General features: G+C 67.2%; 19 protein-coding genes. 8 read left to right on the forward strand and 11 right to left on the reverse strand.

Annotated elements, in window-relative coordinates; translation table 11 throughout:
- Position 1 precedes the first annotated feature (1 nt).
- The 4 genes from IRG63_RS11710 to IRG63_RS11725 are packed head-to-tail and all read right to left on the reverse strand — an operon-like array spanning position 2 to position 5673.
- Positions 2-2671 carry a DNA translocase FtsK gene (locus tag IRG63_RS11710; RefSeq protein WP_168627649.1) on the reverse strand — a complete coding sequence of 890 codons (2670 nt, stop codon included), beginning with the start codon at positions 2669-2671 and terminating at the stop codon, positions 2-4.
- Between the two features lie 49 nt (positions 2672-2720).
- A complete protein-coding gene (locus tag IRG63_RS11715) occupies positions 2721-3947 on the reverse strand; it encodes an ABC transporter permease (RefSeq protein ID WP_168627650.1) in 1227 nt (408 codons plus the stop codon).
- Positions 3944-4669 (reverse strand): ABC transporter ATP-binding protein, encoded by a 726-nt coding sequence (locus IRG63_RS11720; protein ID WP_168627651.1) that lies wholly within the window; start codon positions 4667-4669, stop codon positions 3944-3946. The genes IRG63_RS11715 and IRG63_RS11720 overlap by 4 nt, the downstream gene beginning before the upstream one ends.
- Positions 4666-5673 (reverse strand): HlyD family efflux transporter periplasmic adaptor subunit, encoded by a 1008-nt coding sequence (locus IRG63_RS11725; protein ID WP_193510222.1) that lies wholly within the window; start codon positions 5671-5673, stop codon positions 4666-4668. The genes IRG63_RS11720 and IRG63_RS11725 overlap by 4 nt, the downstream gene beginning before the upstream one ends.
- 166 nt (positions 5674-5839) lie before the next feature.
- On the opposite strand from IRG63_RS11725, the gene IRG63_RS11730 reads away from it, so the two are divergent.
- Positions 5840-6427: a TetR/AcrR family transcriptional regulator gene (locus IRG63_RS11730; RefSeq protein ID WP_193510223.1), complete on the forward strand. Its 588-nt coding sequence runs from the start codon at positions 5840-5842 to the stop codon at positions 6425-6427.
- On the forward strand, positions 6424-7260 hold the full coding sequence (locus IRG63_RS11735; RefSeq protein ID WP_168627653.1) for an SDR family NAD(P)-dependent oxidoreductase: 837 nt from the start codon (positions 6424-6426) through the stop codon (positions 7258-7260). Before IRG63_RS11730 ends, IRG63_RS11735 begins: the two co-directional genes overlap by 4 nt.
- Positions 7261-7314: 54 nt before the next feature.
- Here IRG63_RS11735 and IRG63_RS11740 read toward each other — a convergent pair whose 3' ends face one another.
- From IRG63_RS11740 to IRG63_RS13845, 3 genes are all read right to left on the reverse strand, one after another.
- Entirely contained in the window at positions 7315-8991 is a 1677-nt protein-coding gene (locus IRG63_RS11740; RefSeq protein WP_168627654.1) for a ribonuclease J, read from the reverse strand.
- The gene (gene dapA, locus IRG63_RS11745) at positions 8988-9965 is read right to left on the reverse strand and encodes a 4-hydroxy-tetrahydrodipicolinate synthase (protein WP_168627655.1); all 978 of its coding nucleotides are present in this window, start codon (positions 9963-9965) and stop codon (positions 8988-8990) included. Before dapA ends, IRG63_RS11740 begins: the two co-directional genes overlap by 4 nt.
- 220 nt (positions 9966-10185) lie before the next feature.
- Positions 10186-10446, reverse strand: coding sequence for a DUF559 domain-containing protein (locus IRG63_RS13845; protein ID WP_370566255.1), 261 nt, complete (start codon positions 10444-10446; stop codon positions 10186-10188).
- Here IRG63_RS13845 and IRG63_RS11755 point away from each other — a divergent pair.
- Both IRG63_RS11755 and IRG63_RS11760 read left to right on the forward strand, forming a co-directional pair.
- Positions 10415-10672 carry a hypothetical protein gene (locus tag IRG63_RS11755; RefSeq protein ID WP_193510224.1) on the forward strand — a complete coding sequence of 86 codons (258 nt, stop codon included), beginning with the start codon at positions 10415-10417 and terminating at the stop codon, positions 10670-10672. The two genes, IRG63_RS13845 and IRG63_RS11755, sit on opposite strands and share 32 nt — an antisense overlap.
- Positions 10673-11212: 540 nt before the next feature.
- The gene (locus IRG63_RS11760) at positions 11213-11764 is read left to right on the forward strand and encodes a GNAT family N-acetyltransferase (protein WP_168627658.1); all 552 of its coding nucleotides are present in this window, start codon (positions 11213-11215) and stop codon (positions 11762-11764) included.
- Here the strand turns inward: IRG63_RS11760 and thyX are convergent.
- Positions 11761-12471, reverse strand: a complete 711-nt coding sequence (thyX, locus tag IRG63_RS11765; RefSeq protein WP_227412129.1) for an FAD-dependent thymidylate synthase — start codon at positions 12469-12471, stop codon at positions 11761-11763. The two genes, IRG63_RS11760 and thyX, sit on opposite strands and share 4 nt — an antisense overlap.
- A gap of 192 nt (positions 12472-12663) precedes the next feature.
- Between thyX and IRG63_RS11770 the strand changes: the two genes are divergently transcribed.
- Positions 12664-13095 carry an OsmC family peroxiredoxin gene (locus IRG63_RS11770; RefSeq protein ID WP_168627660.1) on the forward strand — a complete coding sequence of 144 codons (432 nt, stop codon included), beginning with the start codon at positions 12664-12666 and terminating at the stop codon, positions 13093-13095.
- Positions 13095-14054 (forward strand): TIGR01777 family oxidoreductase, encoded by a 960-nt coding sequence (locus tag IRG63_RS11775; RefSeq protein WP_168627661.1) that lies wholly within the window; start codon positions 13095-13097, stop codon positions 14052-14054. The genes IRG63_RS11770 and IRG63_RS11775 overlap by 1 nt, the downstream gene beginning before the upstream one ends.
- Here IRG63_RS11775 and IRG63_RS11780 read toward each other — a convergent pair.
- Positions 14014-14463 (reverse strand): hypothetical protein, encoded by a 450-nt coding sequence (locus IRG63_RS11780; RefSeq protein ID WP_168627662.1) that lies wholly within the window; start codon positions 14461-14463, stop codon positions 14014-14016. The two genes, IRG63_RS11775 and IRG63_RS11780, sit on opposite strands and share 41 nt — an antisense overlap.
- Complete coding sequence (gene dapB, locus IRG63_RS11785; RefSeq protein ID WP_193510226.1) at positions 14460-15200, reverse strand: 4-hydroxy-tetrahydrodipicolinate reductase; 741 nt, start codon at positions 15198-15200, stop codon at positions 14460-14462. The genes IRG63_RS11780 and dapB overlap by 4 nt, the downstream gene beginning before the upstream one ends.
- 38 nt (positions 15201-15238) lie before the next feature.
- Between dapB and IRG63_RS11790 the strand changes: the two genes are divergently transcribed.
- Both IRG63_RS11790 and IRG63_RS11795 read left to right on the forward strand, forming a co-directional pair.
- Positions 15239-15712, forward strand: a complete 474-nt coding sequence (locus tag IRG63_RS11790; protein WP_168627664.1) for a GNAT family N-acetyltransferase — start codon at positions 15239-15241, stop codon at positions 15710-15712.
- Between the two features lie 241 nt (positions 15713-15953).
- Positions 15954-16301, forward strand: a complete 348-nt coding sequence (locus tag IRG63_RS11795; RefSeq protein ID WP_193510227.1) for a LysM domain-containing protein — start codon at positions 15954-15956, stop codon at positions 16299-16301.
- A gap of 27 nt (positions 16302-16328) precedes the next feature.
- On the opposite strand, the gene IRG63_RS11800 is transcribed toward IRG63_RS11795, so the two are convergent.
- Positions 16329-16931, reverse strand: coding sequence for a histidine phosphatase family protein (locus IRG63_RS11800; RefSeq protein ID WP_168627666.1), 603 nt, complete (start codon positions 16929-16931; stop codon positions 16329-16331).
- Between the last annotated feature and the right edge of the window lie 22 nt (positions 16932-16953).

Here is a 16953-nt window from a genome sequence, read left to right on the forward strand (position 1 = left end):
TTCACTCTCTGTCGGTCAGTTGCCAGGCGTCCTCGTCCGAGTCGCCTTCCACCTCATCGTAACCGCCGCCGCCGGATGCGTTCTGGTCATCGACCGGTTCGTCACCGCGCAAGCGCGCGAGCACCGAGGGGAGCTGTTCCGGCGTGACGAGCACGTCACGGGCCTTCGACCCTTCGGACGGGCCGACGATCTCGCGGGACTCCAGCAGGTCCATCAGGCGGCCGGCCTTGGCAAAGCCGACGCGAAGCTTGCGCTGCAGCATCGAGGTGGAGCCGAACTGTGTGCTGACGACGAGTTCAGCGGCGGCGAGCAGCAGTTCAAGGTCGTCGCCGATGTCGCCGTCGACCTCCTTCTTCTGCGCGACGGCGGTGATGTCCTGCCGGTAGTCAGGGCGGGCCTGCGCGGTGACGTGCTTGACGACCTCCGCGACCTCGTTCTCGCTCACCCACGCACCCTGCACACGCATCGGCTTGGATGCGCCCATCGGCAGGAAGAGGGCGTCGCCCTGGCCGATGAGCTTGTCCGCGCCCGGCTGGTCCAGGATGACCCGCGAGTCGGTCATGCTGCTGACCGCGAACGCGAGGCGACTGGGCACGTTGGCCTTGATCAGTCCGGTGACCACGTCGACGCTCGGCCGCTGGGTGGCGAGCACGAGGTGGATGCCGGATGCGCGTGCCAGCTGGGTGATGCGCACGACCGAGTCCTCGACATCTCGCGGCGCGACCATCATCAGGTCGGCGAGCTCGTCCACCACCACGAGCAGGTACGGGTACGGCTTGAGCTTGCGCTCGCTGCCTGCCGGCAGCTGGATCTCATCGTTCAGGATGGCGCGGTTGAAGTCGTCGATGTGGCGGAAGCCGAAGCTGGCCAGGTCGTCGTACCGCATGTCCATCTCCTTGACGACCCAGGACAGCGCCTCAGCGGCCTTCTTCGGGTTCGTGATGATGGGCGTGATGAGGTGCGGGACACCGGCGTAGTGCGAGAGCTCGACGCGCTTGGGATCGATCAGCACCATGCGCACCTCAGACGGCTTCGCGCGCATCAGCAGGCTGGTGATCATCGAGTTGATGAAGCTGGACTTGCCTGAGCCGGTGGACCCGGCGACCAGCAGGTGCGGCATCTTGGCGAGGTTCGCGACGACGAAGCCGCCCTCGACGTCCTTGCCGACGCCGATGGTCATCGGGTGCGAGCTCGAGGTGCTCGCCTTCGACCGCAGCACGTCGCCGAGGGACACGATCTCGCGGTCGGCGTTGGGGATCTCGACACCGATCGCGCTCTTGCCCGGGATGGGCGACAGGATGCGCACCTCATTGCTGGCGACGGCGTAGGAGAGGTTCTTGCTGAGCGCGGTGACACGCTCGACCTTGACGCCGGGGCCGAGCTCGATCTCGTAGCGCGTGACCGTCGGTCCGCGGCTGAACCCCGTCACCGTTGCATCCACCTGGAACTGGCGCAGTACCTCGGTAATGGCCTTGACGATGTCGTCGTTGGCGCCGGTGCGCGCCTTTGCTGGCGTGCCCGCGGCCAGAGCGGTCGGCGACGGCAGCCGGTACGGCGCGGTCGGCGCATCCGGCGCATCCGGTGCGTCCTGGAACTCGCCCGCTGCGCCCTTCTGGGAGGCGGTGTCGGCGAAACCGGGCAGCAGCGCCTCGGCTTCGGCCGGTGAGTCGTCGCGGATGCCCGTCGCTGCCGGTTGGACCTCGCCGGTGAACTTCTTCACCGCGTCCTCTGCCTTCAGCAGGTCCTCGATGAGCTCGATGCCGAATTCTTCGCCGTCGTCCTTGGGCGTGTGGTCGATGACTTCGGTGCCGCCCACGAGCACCGGGCTGTCGAACGCCGGGTCCTCCTCGCGCCGCGTCTTGGTGCGACGCCACCACGGCAGCGAATCGGCGTCGGCCCCGTCCAGGCCAAGGTCTTCGAGCGAGCCGAACTCGACCGTCTTCTTCTCCGGCTTCGCGGCCGGCTCTGGCAGTTCCGCGCCGAACAGGTAGGCGTAGAGCTCACCCAGTCGCGGGCCGATCCGGTTCGGCGGTGTCTTCGTGATGATGAAGAGGGAGAGCACGAGCACGATCCCGATGACCGGCACTGCGCCGTACGGGGTGAGCACCAGCGACAGCGAGCCACCGACGAGCATGCCGATCAGGCCGCCGGCGCGGGCGATGACCTCCGCATCCGCTCCCCAGGCCGGCTGGCCGCCGAAGACGTGACACAGGCCGCTGACCGAGACGAGGAGCAGCGCGAGCCCGATGCCGATGCGGCCGTTGTCGTGCACCGATGCCGGATGCCGGAACAGCCAGACCGCAAGCAGCAGCAGGATCACCGGCAGGGCGAACGCGAGGCGCCCGAAGAGCCCGCCGAAGGTATAGGCGTCGATCGCGATGGCGACCGGATCGTTGGGCCGGATCCACTCGACCACCGCCCCGGCGATCGCGAGCAGGAAGATGAAGAACGGGGCGCCGTCGCGCAGCTCGTCCTTGGACAGGGTCTCCTTGCCGAAGAAGCGCGCAGCGCCGCCGACGAGATGCGCCAAGCCCATCCAGGCCTTCGACAACAGGCCGGGCTGGGTCGGTGGCGGCGTCTTCGCCGGGGTCTTGCGCGTCGAGGTGCTGCGGCCGCGCGCGGTCGACGACGTGCTGCGCGCACGCGAGGTCGACCTGGTGCTGTTAGCCATGCTTTCTACGGTACTTGCGAGCCCCGTCAATGGGCGGCAGCGACCCGGTTCAGTACCGGATGGCGTTGATCACCTTGACACGAACGGCCACGATCGCGGGCAGCAATCCGGCGAGCGCGCCGACCAGGGTCGCCGCACCGATGCCGATGATCGCCGCTTCCACGGGGAACGGCGGCAAATCCACCGGGAAGCCCGAAGTGATCCAGCTCTGTACCAGATCGCTTTGGATCACCAGCACCGCGATCATCACGCCGACGACTCCGGCAACGGCCGACGCGACGACGCTCTCCATCATGACCGCGAAGAACACCCGCCCGGCGGTGGCGCCGAAGCTGCGCCGGATGCCGATCTCCCGGATCCGCTGCTTGACCGTCACCATCGAGATGTTCACCAAGCCGAGGGCACCGAGCAGCAGCACCAGAATGGATACCCCGGTGACGATGAGCTTGAACGGGCCGAACGGGTCCATCGTTCCTCCCCACGCCTGATAGTCCTGACGGCTCACATCCACGTTGACGCCCTCACCCAATGCTCCAGCTATGTCGCGCTTGATGCGGAAGGTGAGCTCGTCGGAAAGTTCGGTGGGAACCCACGCTTCCAGCATCGGAGGGGACCACGCGACGACGGATGGAGGCGTGATTCGCAGGTATGCCGAATTGAGCATGTGCATTACCGGCTCCTCACCCTCCCATTTCTCCGGGATCACTCCGACTACGACTGCAGCGGTTTTCGTGTCACCGAGCAGCGTGACCGTCGGGTGGCCACTGAGCTCCGGCCATCCCATCCGTGCGTAGAACGCCTCATTCACGACCAGCGCGGGCGCGAGCCGCTGCTCATCCGCCTCGACGAACCAACGCCCATTGGTCATGACCACGCGGTGTAGTGTTCCGTAGCCGACCTCGACCCCCATGGTCGTCACGGGCATGGCCCCGTCGACGAACTGGACGGTCTGGCTGCTGTGGGTGAACGCCCCCGCGTACTCGATCTGGTACCGGTCGACGACGGTATCGAAGGCCGCGCTCACCGCCAGCGCGTCGGGCGGCACCTCCCCGGTGCCCCACACGTTGACGATGAGTGTCGCAGGCCGGCCCGATTGACGTTCATAGGTCTCGATCATCGCCTGTTCGGCGATCGAGCCGAGTCCAACCACGCTGGTCAGCGCGGCGACCGCCACGGCGACGCCGATGAGGCTCATCAGCACGCGGGTCTTGTGGATGCGCACCTCGGCCCACGCTTCGCTGAATGCGCCGACCAGCCCGGACGCGAACCCGCTCACAGCGCGACTTCCGGTTCCGCGAGGGCGATGACGCGTCGGACGTCGACGGGGGCAAGTACGCCGCGGTCCAGCCGGTAGTGACGGTCGGCGAGCGCCGCAACGTTGGCGTCGTGCGTGATGGTGATCAGCGCTGCACCGGTCTGCTGCGCAACCGAGTCGAGCAGCTGCATCACGCTCGCGCCGGTCTCGATGTCGAGTGCGCCAGTCGGCTCGTCGGCGAGGATCAGCCGCGGGCCGCGAACGAGCGCTCGGGCGATGGCCACCCGCTGCTGCTCGCCACCGGAGAGCTGCTCCGGCATCGAGTTGGCACGCTCGGCCAGACCGACGCGGTCCAGCATCTCGAGAGCGAGCTTTCGGCGCTGCCAGAACTTCCTGCCGGACGCGTAGAGCAGCGGCGTCATCACATTCTCGAGCGCAGTGCGCCCCGCGAGCAGGTTGAACTGCTGGAAGATGAAGCCGATGTCGCGGCCCCGCGCCCGATCGCGTGCTCCTGAGCGCAGAGCGGACAGTGGGCGGTCCTCGAAGAAGATCTCCCCCGATGTCGGGCTGTCGAGCAGACCGAGCAGGTTGAGCAGCGTCGACTTGCCGGACCCGCTCCGCCCGACGATGGACACGTGATCGCCGACCGCGACGCCCAGGTCGATGCCCCGCAGGATGTGCAGCGGCGAGCCATCCGGAAGCGCCACCGTCCTCGTCACCGCCTCCAGACGGAGGATGGTCATCCGCCCATCCCGACGCTGAAGCACTCCATCGAGCCGTCCGGATGCACGATGCAGTCTTCCCCGAAGCCCGGCATTCCCGGCATGCCCGGGAATCCGGGGTCGGCTGGCGCCCCCGGCACGAACTGCAGGATCATGTCGCCCTCCGCGAGCCCCTCCTTGATCTCGACGCTCATTCCGTCGTTCAGCCCGAGGATGACGGTGCGGGTCTCTGTGGTGCCGTCCGCCAGGACGAAGTAGACGTTGCCAGTGTCGGCGATCCCTTCCACCGCGGTCGTCGGCACGGTGAGCACGTTCTCGGCGATGCCGCCCGCGATCGTCAGGGTGGCCGAGAGGCCTGGGAACACACGAACGTCAGCGGGGATCGCGCAGCGGAGCGTCGTGCCGCCGCCCTGCTCACCCGAGCCCTCCAAGGGAGACGAGATGGTGAGCCCGGTGCACGTGAATGGCGCGGGCCCACCGACTATGGTGACTTCCGCCTCGGTGGGTTGTGCGAGCAGCTTGTACTGCTGTTCGGGCGCGAGAGTCGCGGTCACATGGAAGGTCGGTGGCGCCACCTTGGCGAGGTCTTCGCCGACGCTCACGAGCTGGCTTGGCATGACCGTGAGCGACGACAGCGCGCCGGCGACCGGTGCGGTGACCTTCGACTCCTTTTTCCACGTTGTGCCGTCCTCACGTGGGACGTCCTGCCAGATGATGGCGATGTCCGCTCCGGCGTCGACCCACTGACCTGCGGTGACGAGCACCTTGCGCACCTCACCGGCGAGGTTCGCCTTGGCCGGCACCGCGGCATCCGCGGCGACAGAACCCTGCAACGTCACGTCGTTGCGGACGGTGCCGACGGCGACCGCGACCTGTGGTTCGACTATCTCGGCGGTTGGGAAGGTCGGGTCGACGACCTGCTGCACGTCCGGGAAGAACGCAACCTTCACCAGTGCTGCCGCGATCGCCGCGAAAATCACCATCCGGATGATCGGAAATACCCAGCCGCGCCAAACGCCCATCATGCCCCCGCCCCAACAAGTACGACGAACATTCGTGTTCGTCGCTTGGCACACCCTACCGGGCGGCGAGGGCAACGTCAGCCCAACGATCGGGTCGTGTCGTTCGTCTGGGAACCGCTGCCCATTCCGCAAGAGTGGCAGTTTCTGCCATTTTTGCTAAACTTGAGTCATGGCAACTCAACGCAAGGCGGGGGTCGCGCTCCGCGCATCCGAACGCTGTGCGCAGTTGTACATCGATCGCCAGAGCACCGAACTGACCGCCGCCGAGGTCGCCGCATGCATCGGCGTCGGCGAGCGCACCTTCTACCGACACTTCCCGCGCAAGCGGGACACCATCCGCCCGTTGCTGGATGAGGGAAGCAGGGTGATGGCAGCGAGCATCCGGGAGACGACGGACCGACCGCTGCAGGAGTCCCTGGTGACGGCATTCCGGGATGCGTTCGGCGGCGAGAGGGACGAGCGGACCCGGCGCCTGTTCCCGCTGCTGCTAAGAGACGACGGGATGCGCGCCGGGCTATTGCACGCGGTTCACGACGGGCGCGCGACGCTCCGACCGGCGATCGCCGATCGGCTTGGCATCCCCGAGGACAGCGTTCAAGTTCGCGCAGCGGCCTCGCTCTTCGTCGCGGCGATCTTCACAGCATTGGAAGCCATGGCGCAGGACGGGAGCGACCCGCTGGGGGCATTCTCCGACGCTCTCGCGGCCGCCGTGGGCAACCCACTACAGACCAACAATGGAAAGGAAACAACACCATGAACAAGCTCACCGATAAGGTCGCCGTCATCACCGGCGGAACCAGCGGGATCGGCCTGGCGAGTGTCGAACTCTTCGTCGCGGAAGGCGCGAAGGTGGTGGTCGGTGACATCCAGGACGACCTCGGCGCTGCGCTCGAGAAGAAGCATGACGGCAACGTCGTGTACGTCCACACCGACGTGACCGATGATGCGGCGGTCGAGGCGCTTGTCGCAACTGCCGTCGACAAGTTCGGCAAGCTCGACGTCATGTTCAACAACGCCGGCGCTGCGGGTGACCCGTCTGCGATGGTCGACCTGAGCGCTGACGGCTTCGACAAGACCCTCGCACTGTTGACGCGGTCGGTCGCATCCGGTCACAAGCACGCCGCTCGCCAGTTCCAGAAGCAGGGCACCGGCGGATCGATCATCTCGACCGCCAGCGCCGCCGGCATCCAGGGCGGCTGGTCGTCCGCCGGCTACACCATCGCCAAGCACGCGGTGGTCGGGCTTGTGCGTCAGGCGACGGCAGAGCTCGCCCCGCTCGGCATCCGCTCCAACGCGATCGCTCCTGGGATCATCATGACCCCGATCATGGCCCGCTCCTTCGGGATCGCTCCGGAGAAGGCAGACGAGTTCGAGGCGCTGCTGAGTGAGCGTCTCGCGACCGCCCAGCCGATCGGTCGTGTCGGCCGCCCAGAGGACATCGCGGAAGCAGCGGTGTTCCTGGCAAGCGACTCGTCGTCGTTCGTCACCGGCGTGACTCTGTCCGTGGACGGTGGCGCGACGGTCGTGACGCAGAGCGGATTCGCGGCGACCGCGGCACAGGCCGCAGCCGACTTCCAGGCAGAGCGCTGACACCAGCGAAACGAAAGGGGCACCGACGAAGTTCGTCGGTGCCCCTTGGCGTTTCTAGGCCTCGATCACCACGGGGACGATCATCGGCCGGCGCCGGTGCTGCGTGTTCACCCAGCGCCCGACGGTGCGGCGAACCACCTGCTGGTAGGAGTGCTGGTCGCGGGTGCCGTTCTCGGCCGCATCCGCGATCGCCTTCACGATCTTCGGCTTGACGTCGTCGAACACCGACTCGTCCTCGGCGAAGCCGCGGGCCTGGATCTCCGGCCCGACGATGACGCCGCCGGTCTGCGGGTCGATCGCGACGAAGATCGAGATGAAGCCCTCCTCGGCGAGGATGCGGCGGTCCTTCAGGTCGGCCTCGGTGATCTCGCCGACCGTTGAGCCGTCGACGTAGACGTAGCCGAGGTCGAGCTGGCCGACCACTTCGACGTGCCCGTCCTTGAGGTCCAGCACCATGCCGTCGCCGCCGACGAAGGTGTTCGCCTCCGGCACCCCGGTGGAGACCGCGAGGCTCTTATTGGCGACCAGGTGGCGGTACTCCCCGTGCACCGGCAGCACGTTCTTCGGCTTGAGGATGTTGTAGGTGTACAGCAGCTCCCCCGCGCTCGCGTGCCCGGAGACGTGCACCTTGGCGTTGCCCTTATGCACGACATCCGCACCGAGCCGGATGAGCCCGTCGATGACGCGGTAGACCGCGTTCTCGTTGCCGGGGATAAGGCTCGACGCGAGGATGACCAGGTCGCCCTTGCCGATCTCGATCTGGTGCTCGAGGTTCGCCATGCGCGCGAGCACCGCCATCGGCTCGCCCTGCGACCCGGTGCTCATGTAGACGATGCGGTTGTCGGGAAGGTCGGCCGCCTTCTTCGCGTCGATGAGCACGCCCTCCGGCACCTTGAGGTAGCCGAGGTCGGCGGCGATGGTCATGTTCCGCACCATCGAGCGACCCATGAAGGCGACTCGGCGACCGTTGCGGTGCGCTGCGTCGAGCACCTGCTGCACGCGGTGCACGTGGCTGGCGAAGCTCGCGACGATCACGCGACGGGATGCGCGCGCCATGACCGACTCGAGCACGTCACCGATGGCGCGCTCGGGCGCGGTGAAGCCGGGGACGTCCGCGTTGGTGGAGTCAGGCAGGTACAGGTCGACGCCGGTCTCGCCGAGGCGGGCGAAGGCGCGCAGGTCGGTGATGCGGCCGTCGAGCGGCAGCTGGTCCATCTTGAAGTCGCCGGTGTGCAGCACGACCCCGGCGCGGGTCGTGATCGCGACTGCCAGCGCATCCGGGATCGAGTGGTTGACGGCGATGAACTCGAGGTCGAACGGCCCGAGCTTCTCGTGCTGGCCCTCGGTGACGGTGAGGGTGTACGGGTTGATCCGGTGTTCCTTGAGCTTCGCCTCGACGAGCGCGAGGGTCAGCGTTGAGCCGATCAGCGGGATGTCGCCGCGCAGTCGGAGCAGGTAGGGCACCGCGCCGATGTGATCCTCGTGGCCGTGGGTGAGCACGATGCCGAGGACGTCGTCGAGTCGGTCCCGCACCGGGGAGAAGTCGGGGAGGATCAGGTCCACACCGGGCTGCTCCTCTTCAGGGAACAGCACGCCGCAGTCGACGATGAGCAGCTTGCCGTCGATCTCGAAGACGGTCATGTTGCGGCCGATCTCCCCCAGTCCGCCGACGGGGATGACCCGAAGGGTGCCGGGTTCGAGTGTGCGCGGTTCGTAGATCGCTGAGTTCATCGTGTGGTTCCTGCAATCTTCGGTAAGGCGCCACCCGCGGCGGCGTTTCGGTCCGGTCGGAAGTTGTCGAAGCCTGCACCGTCGAGCTGGCCGACGAGTGCGATGTCGTCTTCGATGAGGGCTGCCTCGAAGTCCTCGGGGCCGACCAGCGGCAGCCGCACCCGCGGCGAGCCGATCCGCCCCAAGCCATGCAGGACGTACTTTGCCGCCACCGTGCCCGGGACATGGGTCATGACCGCTCGCACAAGCGGCTCGAGCCGCTTGTGCGCATCCGTCGCCGTCGCCAGGTCGCCCGCGTTCACCGCGTCGACGATCGCGCGGTAGGGGGCAGGAGCGACGTTCGCGGTGACGCCGATGAGCCCGGTGGCGCCGATCGCCAGGTGCGGCAGCACGTTCGCGTCGTCCCCTGAGAAGTACATCAGGTCGGTCTGGTTGAGCACCCGGCTGACCTCGGCGAAGTCACCCTTTGCGTCCTTGACGGCGAGGATGTTCGGGTGCACCGCCGCGCGCAGGATGGTCTCGTACTTGATCGGCACGCCGGTGCGGCCCGGGATGTCGTACAGGATGACCGGCAGGTCGGTGGCGTCGGCGATCAGCCGGAAGTGGGTGAGGATGCCTGCCTGGGTCGGCTTGTTGTAGTACGGGGTGACGATCATCACGCCGTCGGCGCCGGCCTTCTCGCTCTTCTTGTAGAGCTCGATCGCGTGGGCGGTCTCGTTGGATCCGCCGCCGGTGATGATCTTGGCGCGGCCGGAGGCGACCGACTTGCCGACCTCGACCAGGCGGAGCTTCTCCGGGTCGGTGAGGGTGCTTGTCTCACCGGTGGTGCCGGTCACGACGATGCCGTCGGCACCGCCCGAGATGACGTCGTCGATGTGCTTCTCGACACCCGGCCAGTCGACCTCTCCGTCGGCGGTGAACGGTGTCACCAGCGCGACAAGAACTTGACCGAACGGATTATTGAGATGAGCCACGGGTACAAGGGTATCGCCACGCGTGGATGGGCTTTCCCGCGAGCATGTGCCGCTTCCCCCTCCCTGTTGTGCAGGAGATTCCTTGTTGTGCAGGAGATTCTGGTGATTCGGCCGCTCGGCACGGGCATCCGGGGCGGTTTCGGGTGGGAAGTCCTGTACAACATGGAGGTGATCGGCGGCGGCGGGAGTGAATTATCGGACGCGGAAGGCCCGCCGCGAGTCACGCCGCCAGGTGGTCACCGCGCGACATCGCAGCGAGGATCGCGGCCTCGACGGAGCGCCACTCGTAGAGAACCTGCGAGTACATGAACCGCAGGACTCGGTAGCCCAGCGCGCTCAACACGGCATCCCGGCGCCGGTCTGCGTACGGATCGGAGTGATATTCTGCGACATCGTGGAAGCCTGCTCCGCCAGCGGCCGCGCCGGCTTTGGAAGCATGGCGAGAAGCGATGCTGCTCCGCAGCGTTGAGTCGGTGCTGATTCAGCGCCGACTCGAAGAAGACGAATCCTGCCACCGCTCCCTGGCACCTGTAGACCTGGTCGATGCAGTCAGGGATCGCGACGGCCAGACGGTCACCGGGGCGCTCGGAATCCTTGCGCCAGTGGATGGCTATCGAATCGTCCGGATGCGACGCCAGCCGCTGCCGGTGATCCGTCTGCGCGCGAAGGCGGGAACCGGTGCCGGGAATATCGACGTGCAGCTTTAAAATCCGAGGAAGGCACCCACAACCCATGGCGACGCGCGGCGCTGACGCACGCGAGTCGGCCTCCAACCTGAACCGCGCGGAAGACCGACTCTCCCACATCCGGAACGGTGTACCAGCCCTTGCGCGCTCGGCGGATGTCACCGCTTTTCACCGCGGCCAGAACGTGGTCTGCGGTGAAACCAAGCCGGAGCAACTCCGCCTTCTTCGCCACACCGCCGAGCATCCGAATGTCCTTGTCAATCCGTCCCATCCGACGAGAGTGCCGTTTCGGTTTCTCCCGCTCCAATGGAGTCGGGCACTTCGGGAAAGGTTGGCGGCGGTGCTGGTCTGGAGGAGGGGCCCACCGAGGCATCCGCGAGCCGGGATGCCCCCGTTGTGCAGGACACAATTCTGGTTTCGGTGCCAGTCATCGGCATCCGGAGGTGTACCGGGTCGAAAGTCCTGCATAACAAGGGATGTCCTGCACAACAGGGTAGGAGGGCGAGGGCGGGCTTGACGGGCGGGCGGGTGCGGGAGCAGTCTGAGCCTTCGGAGGCCGCCATGCTGCACGGCAACTCGATCACCCTCCGCCCGGTGCGGGCATCAGACCTCGACGCGCTCTACGCCGCTCACGTCGACATCCGGAACCGGGGCGCTTTCTTCCCGCTTGGCGTCCTGTCCGAGCCGAAGTTCCGGGAGAAGTTCTCCCAAACCGGGTTCTGGGACAAAGACGAGGGCATGCTCCTCATCATCACTGGTGATGGGGAGGTGGCTGGACACATCGAGTTCTTCCTCCCGGCCGGCTACTGGGATGCCTTCGAGCTCTCCTACCAGCTCTACGACGACCGGTTCGCGGGACGCGGCCTCGTCACCGAGGCCGTTCAGCTCACAGTCGACCACCTGTTCGCGACCACCAAGACGTACCGGATCCAACTCGTCATCGTGCCCGAGAACGGAGCCTCACGCCGCATCGCCGAGAAGTGCGGCTTCGCTCTAGAAGGCACCGCCCGCGGTGCCTTCTACAACGACGGTCGCAACCAAGACGTGCTGATCTACTCGCTGCTGGCAACGGATGTGCGCCCGTGGCGGGCGGGTACAGCAGGGCAGGGCTAGGGCGCGACGCGACCGTTCGTGTTGAAGGCCTCGTAGGTCAGCGGCATCAGCTGGGCGAAGTGCTCCTCCATCTGCTCCGCGCACATCTCGATCTCGCGCTGCGGGAAGGATGGGAAGTGGGTGCCCTCGCGCTTGGTCCGAAGGCTGAGGAAGTTCATCAGCGACCGCGCGTTCATGGTCACGTACATCGACGAGTAGGTCGTGACCGGCAGCACGATGCGTGCGACCTCGCGCGCGACCCCGGCCTCGAGCATCCGCTGGTACGCCTCGTAGGCGTGCCGCGAGACATCCATCGTCTGCTGCTGTACGAGCGCGGTCTGCTCGGCGGTACCAGGGTGGAACTCGTACGCGCCGGGCTTGCCGGTCTGCACCAGGTTGCGCTCGGCTGCGGGAACGTAGAACACCGGGCGCAGCTCCCGGTAGCGGCCGGACTCCTCGTTGTAGGAGGCGATGCGGTGCCGCATGAACTCGCGGAACACGAAGATCGGCGCCTGCACGTAGAAGGTCATCGAGTTGTGCTCGAACGGAGAGCCGTGGCGGTCACGCATCAGGTAGTTGATCAGCCCGCGGCTGCGCTTCTCGTCCTGCTCCGTCTCCACCCCATCGAGCCTGCTCGACTCGAGGGTCTGCTCCCCCTGTGTCGACACGCGCGCCGCGAACAGCACGTCGGAGTCGTGAGCACTCGCGCGGACGAGTTCAACGGTCATGTCGGAACGGAATTCGAGAGTCTCAGGCACGGCCTTCACGATAGCGAACGCCTCCCGACGCTCCGCCCGGCCACGCCGCAACCGACGCCGCGAAGCATCCGGATGCGCATGGCTGGGGATTGCCCGCAACCCTCTGCCGCTGTGTGACGGCGTGACCTATGGTGGGAGGCACCTGAGAGAGAGGTGGCCAGAATGGCTCTGACCAGCGAAGCAACGACGATGTGGCACGGCGACCTGATGTCGGGCAAGGGCACCACAAGCCTCGACTCATCGGAGGCCGCCGAGTTCGAAGTGAACTGGAAGGCGCGCACCGACGGCGAGGGTGGACACACCAACCCCGAAGAGCTGCTCGCCGCCGCCCACTCCGCGTGCTTCTCGATGGCCTTCTCCAACCTGCTCGCTCAGAACGGCACACCCCCGGACTCGCTGCAGGTCACCGCGGCGATCACGTTCGACACCACCGGCGGGGCCCACATCACCGGCAGCCACCTCCTGGTCAGCGCCAAGGTGCCGGGCATCAGCGAAGAGGACTTCGAGCGCATCGCAGACGACGCCAAGGACGGCTGCCCGGTCTCCAAGGCGCTCACCGGCATCGACATCACGATCGAGGCGAGCCTGGCCTGATGACCGACGCCGCATCCGCTAACGAGCAGCCGGCCGACCGGCCGCTGCGGGTAGCGGTGAGCGGCGCATCCGGCTTCCTCGGCACCGAACTGGTGCGAGGGCTGCGCGCCGATGGCCATGACGTCGTGCGGCTCGTCCGCCGCAGCGCGACCAGCGACGACGAGGTCCGCTGGGACCCGGCGCAGGGCATCCTCGACGAGCGGCTGCTCGACACCGTCGACGCGGTCGTGAACCTGAGCGGGGCGTCGCTGTATCGGCTGCCGTGGACCCCCTCCTACAAGCGAGAGCTGGTCGACTCGCGGGTCGGACCGGCGCGGACCATCGCCGAGGCGATCAGCCGCTCCAGCGACCCACCGGCGGTGTTCCTTTCCGCCTCCACCGTCGGCTACTACGGTGACCGCCCGGGCGAGCGGCTCACCGAGGACTCCCAGCGGGGGAAGGGCTTCGTCACCGAACTGGTCGAGCAGTGGGAGGAGGCGGCGAATCCAGCACGCGAGGTCACCCGGGTCGTGCACACCCGCAGCGGCATCGTGCTCGGGCGCGGCGGCGCGCTGAAGAATCTTGCCCGCGTCACCAGAATCGGCGCCGGCATCCGACTCGGCACGGGCGGCGACCTCTGGCCGTGGATCAGCCTGAGCGACGAGGTGCGCGGCATCCGCCACCTGCTCACCTCACGACTACGCGGGCCGGTCAACCTGGTCGGCCCGACAACGGCGACCTCCGGCCGGATCAGCGATCATCTGGCGAAGCGGATGGGCAAGCGGATGCGGGTCACGGTGCCGGAGTGGGTGATTCGGACCCCGCTACCGGATGCCGCCGCACTGGCGTTCGCGAGTCAGGACGTGGTGCCGCGGAAGCTCACTGCGGACGGCTTCACCTGGGAACACGAGACGGCGGAGCAGGCGATCGACGCCGCGTTCACGTTCCGCTCTCGCGCTCGAGCGCAATCGCACGCCTGATCGCGTGCCGCGCGCGGCGCCGGTCCCCCGCACTGTCGTAGGCGAGGCCGAGGCGGAACCAAGCCCGCCAACTGTCCGGTGCGGCGTCGGCCTCTGCCCGGTACCGCTCGAAGACGACATCCGCAGCCGCGCGATCGATGACCCGCCCGCTCGGATAGCGTTCCAGGTTGTCGTCGGGAAGGCCGCCCTCCGCCGCCAGCTCCCGCTCCAGCCGCCCACTGCGCCAGCCGAAGAGCAGCTCGGCACCCAGCGCCCAGAACCCGATGAGCGGCAGCACGAGGAGCGCGACGCCCATCACCTTCGCGACGGGTTCGTCGACCGCGATCAGCCTGAACGACGACTGCACGACCAGCAGGAGGTACAGCGCGAGCAGCGCGGCCATCACGATCGCGCCGATGCGTGCGGTCATGGTGCGGTCGGCGCCGGCTCGATCAGCGAGTCGAGGCCGACGGTCACCCCACGGAGTGTGCGCATGGCGCGCAGCGCGAGGAGGATTCCTGCTTCGTAGGAGTCCTGGCTCAGGGTCTCGTGGCTGATCGTGAGCAGTTCGCCCTCTCCGGCGAAGATCACGTCCTGCCGCGCCGTGATGCCGCGCACGCGAAGACTATGCACCGGGATACCGGCGACGAGCTGCCCCCGAGCGCGCTGGTCGGCGTGCGGTGCGACCGTGGGAAGGAACTGCCGCGCCTCGGCGATCAACTCGGCGGTGCGAACCGCGGTGCCGGAGGGCGAGTCGATCTTGTTGGCGTGGTGTGCCTCGACGATCTCGATGGATTCGAAGAACCGGGCTGCGGTTGCCGCGAATTGCGACGCCAGCACCGATCCGAGCGAGAAGTTCGGGACCATCAGCACACCGGCATCCGGCGCCTCAGCCACCCGGGTCTCGAGTGCGGTGATCCGCTCCCCGGACCACCCGGACGTGCCGACGATCGCACGGATGCCGTTCTCGACGGCGAACTCGACCACCTTGGGGCTGACAGTCGGCAGCGTCACGTCCACGACGATGTCCGCGCCGAGCATCTCGTTGAGCGGTGTCTTCGAATTGAGGCGGGCAAACAACTCGAAGTCGGATGCGGCGGCGATCACGTCCGAGATGTAGCGGCCCATCCGGCCGGACGCACCGGCCACAGCCACCTTGGTTCGCATTAGGCAAATCTACCGCAGCGCGTCATTAGGCTTTCGTCGTGCTGACGTTCGAACCGACACCCGTTGCCGACACAGAGGCACACGCGCTGCTCAGCGAGTACTTCGCGGATCGCGCGCGCGACTTCCCGGGGCCGCAGGGGTATCGAACGACGTTCCCGACTCAGGAGCACTTCACTCCCCCGGCTGGCGTCTTCCTGGTCGCCAGGCGGGACGGAGCAGCCGTCGGATGCGGCGGCATCCGTCGCATCGACGCAGGCGAGGCCGGCGGCATGCGCTACGAGCTCAAGCACCTATACGTGCGCCCCGCTGCCCGCGGCGGCGGGGTGGGCCGAGCGATGATGACGGAGCTGGAACGCCGGGCGGCCGAGTTCGGTGCCGCCGAGGTGGTGCTCGACACCAACGCGAGTCTGGAGGCGGCCGCTCAGCTGTACCGCTCGAGCGGGTACCGGGACATCCCGGCCTACAACGACAACCCGAACGCCACCGTGTGGATGGGGAAGGTTCTGGACTGAGTGTCGCCGAAACAAGTACGGTTTCGGCATGCGACGACTGACGCAGGGATTCGGGTCGGCGGCGGTTTTGCTGCTGGTTATCGTTCTTGCCGCGTGCTCACCCGGCCATGCGGAGACTGCGCCCTCTCCGACCCCCAGCGAGCAACGCCCGGTCCCGACAAGCGCCCCTGCGCCAATGGGTGAGCCGTCACCTTCGCCTACACCGGCAAGCGCGCCCGACCCGTGCGCTGGACTCGCTCCCGTGCGCTCCCTGACGATCGAGGAGCCAGACCAACTGGGGGGCTACAGCATCCTCGAACTGCGGGATACGGGACCGCGCCCCTATGCAACAGGTGATGTCAAGACCGACGAGGCCGGGAAGCCAGCGAGTTACACCGTCGCCGCGGGCGACACGATGATCTCCGTCGCGGAGCGGTTCTGCATTTACCATCACTACCTGTACATGATGAACGCTGTGCGGCGAGGGAGCCACGAGTTGTTCGTTGGCGACACTCTGAACTTGAACCCCTACACCGTCGAAACCGTTGGCGACATAAACGGCGTTGTCCAGAGCAACGAACCCGTCGGGCCGCTGCCACCTCAGCGCTAACGCCACCAACTGGTACGCGAAGACGCTCTAGTAGGGCTGTTCCTCCGGCAGTCCGGTTCGCAGCGCGGCCGGGAGGTGGCCGAGGTCGTTGTGGGTGACGAGAACGGGCGGCTTCGCCGTGCGCACCCGGATGATCGTCAGGCCGCAGTTGGCCTGGTTCAGCCCCATCCAGCGCCAAGCCGGCGCGCCGAACACCTCCCGCACGAACCAGGCGATGACGAAGTTGTGCGTGATGAGCAGCTCGTGGCGCTCGTCGCGGGACGGGGTCAGCCACTCGGCGACGGCGTCGGCCATCTGCGCCTTGCCCGCCTCCAGCTCTTCCGGTGTCACGCCGCCGAAGAATGGTTCGAATGCGTGAGGCATGTCCGGCGTCGGGCCGGACGGGATGCAGTCATACAGCAGTGCGCTGGGCTCGGGCGTCACACCTGGAAGCGTCTGGGCGATGACCTTCGCCGTCTCCTCGGCGCGCTGCAGCGGCGAGTGCCACACAGCGCCGAGCGGTACCCCGGCAAGGCGCGCACCGATGGCCTTGGCCTGCTTCTGTCCGCGGGTCGACAGCGGTCCATCCGGCATGCCGTGCTCGGCATCCTTCTGCTCGCCGTGGCGAACCAGATACAGGTAGTGGGACATCGTTGTCCTGGCCTTTCGGGTT

It is taken from the genome of Cryobacterium sp. BB736 (assembly GCF_014980265.1).
Taxonomy (GTDB): Bacteria; Actinomycetota; Actinomycetes; order Actinomycetales; family Microbacteriaceae; genus Terrimesophilobacter.

What these genes read in the sequence shown, in the direction of transcription:
- IRG63_RS11735 (WP_168627653.1), top strand. Translation starts at nt 6,424, where the DNA reads ATGAACAAGCTCACCGATAAGGTCGCCGTCATCACCGGCGGAACCAGC.
- IRG63_RS11760 (WP_168627658.1), top strand. Translation starts at nt 11,213, where the DNA reads ATGCTGCACGGCAACTCGATCACCCTCCGCCCGGTGCGGGCATCAGAC.
- thyX (WP_227412129.1), bottom strand. Translation starts at nt 12,471, where the DNA reads ATGACCGTTGAACTCGTCCGCGCGAGTGCTCACGACTCCGACGTGCTG.
- IRG63_RS11710 (WP_168627649.1), bottom strand. Translation starts at nt 2,671, where the DNA reads ATGGCTAACAGCACCAGGTCGACCTCGCGTGCGCGCAGCACGTCGTCG.
- IRG63_RS11755 (WP_193510224.1), top strand. Translation starts at nt 10,415, where the DNA reads ATGCTGCTCCGCAGCGTTGAGTCGGTGCTGATTCAGCGCCGACTCGAA.
- IRG63_RS11775 (WP_168627661.1), top strand. Translation starts at nt 13,095, where the DNA reads ATGACCGACGCCGCATCCGCTAACGAGCAGCCGGCCGACCGGCCGCTG.
- IRG63_RS11740 (WP_168627654.1), bottom strand. Translation starts at nt 8,991, where the DNA reads ATGAACTCAGCGATCTACGAACCGCGCACACTCGAACCCGGCACCCTT.
- IRG63_RS11720 (WP_168627651.1), bottom strand. Translation starts at nt 4,669, where the DNA reads ATGACCATCCTCCGTCTGGAGGCGGTGACGAGGACGGTGGCGCTTCCG.
- IRG63_RS11725 (WP_193510222.1), bottom strand. Translation starts at nt 5,673, where the DNA reads ATGATGGGCGTTTGGCGCGGCTGGGTATTTCCGATCATCCGGATGGTG.
- IRG63_RS11770 (WP_168627660.1), top strand. Translation starts at nt 12,664, where the DNA reads ATGGCTCTGACCAGCGAAGCAACGACGATGTGGCACGGCGACCTGATG.
- IRG63_RS11780 (WP_168627662.1), bottom strand. Translation starts at nt 14,463, where the DNA reads ATGACCGCACGCATCGGCGCGATCGTGATGGCCGCGCTGCTCGCGCTG.
- IRG63_RS11800 (WP_168627666.1), bottom strand. Translation starts at nt 16,931, where the DNA reads ATGTCCCACTACCTGTATCTGGTTCGCCACGGCGAGCAGAAGGATGCC.
- dapB (WP_193510226.1), bottom strand. Translation starts at nt 15,200, where the DNA reads ATGCGAACCAAGGTGGCTGTGGCCGGTGCGTCCGGCCGGATGGGCCGC.
- IRG63_RS11730 (WP_193510223.1), top strand. Translation starts at nt 5,840, where the DNA reads ATGGCAACTCAACGCAAGGCGGGGGTCGCGCTCCGCGCATCCGAACGC.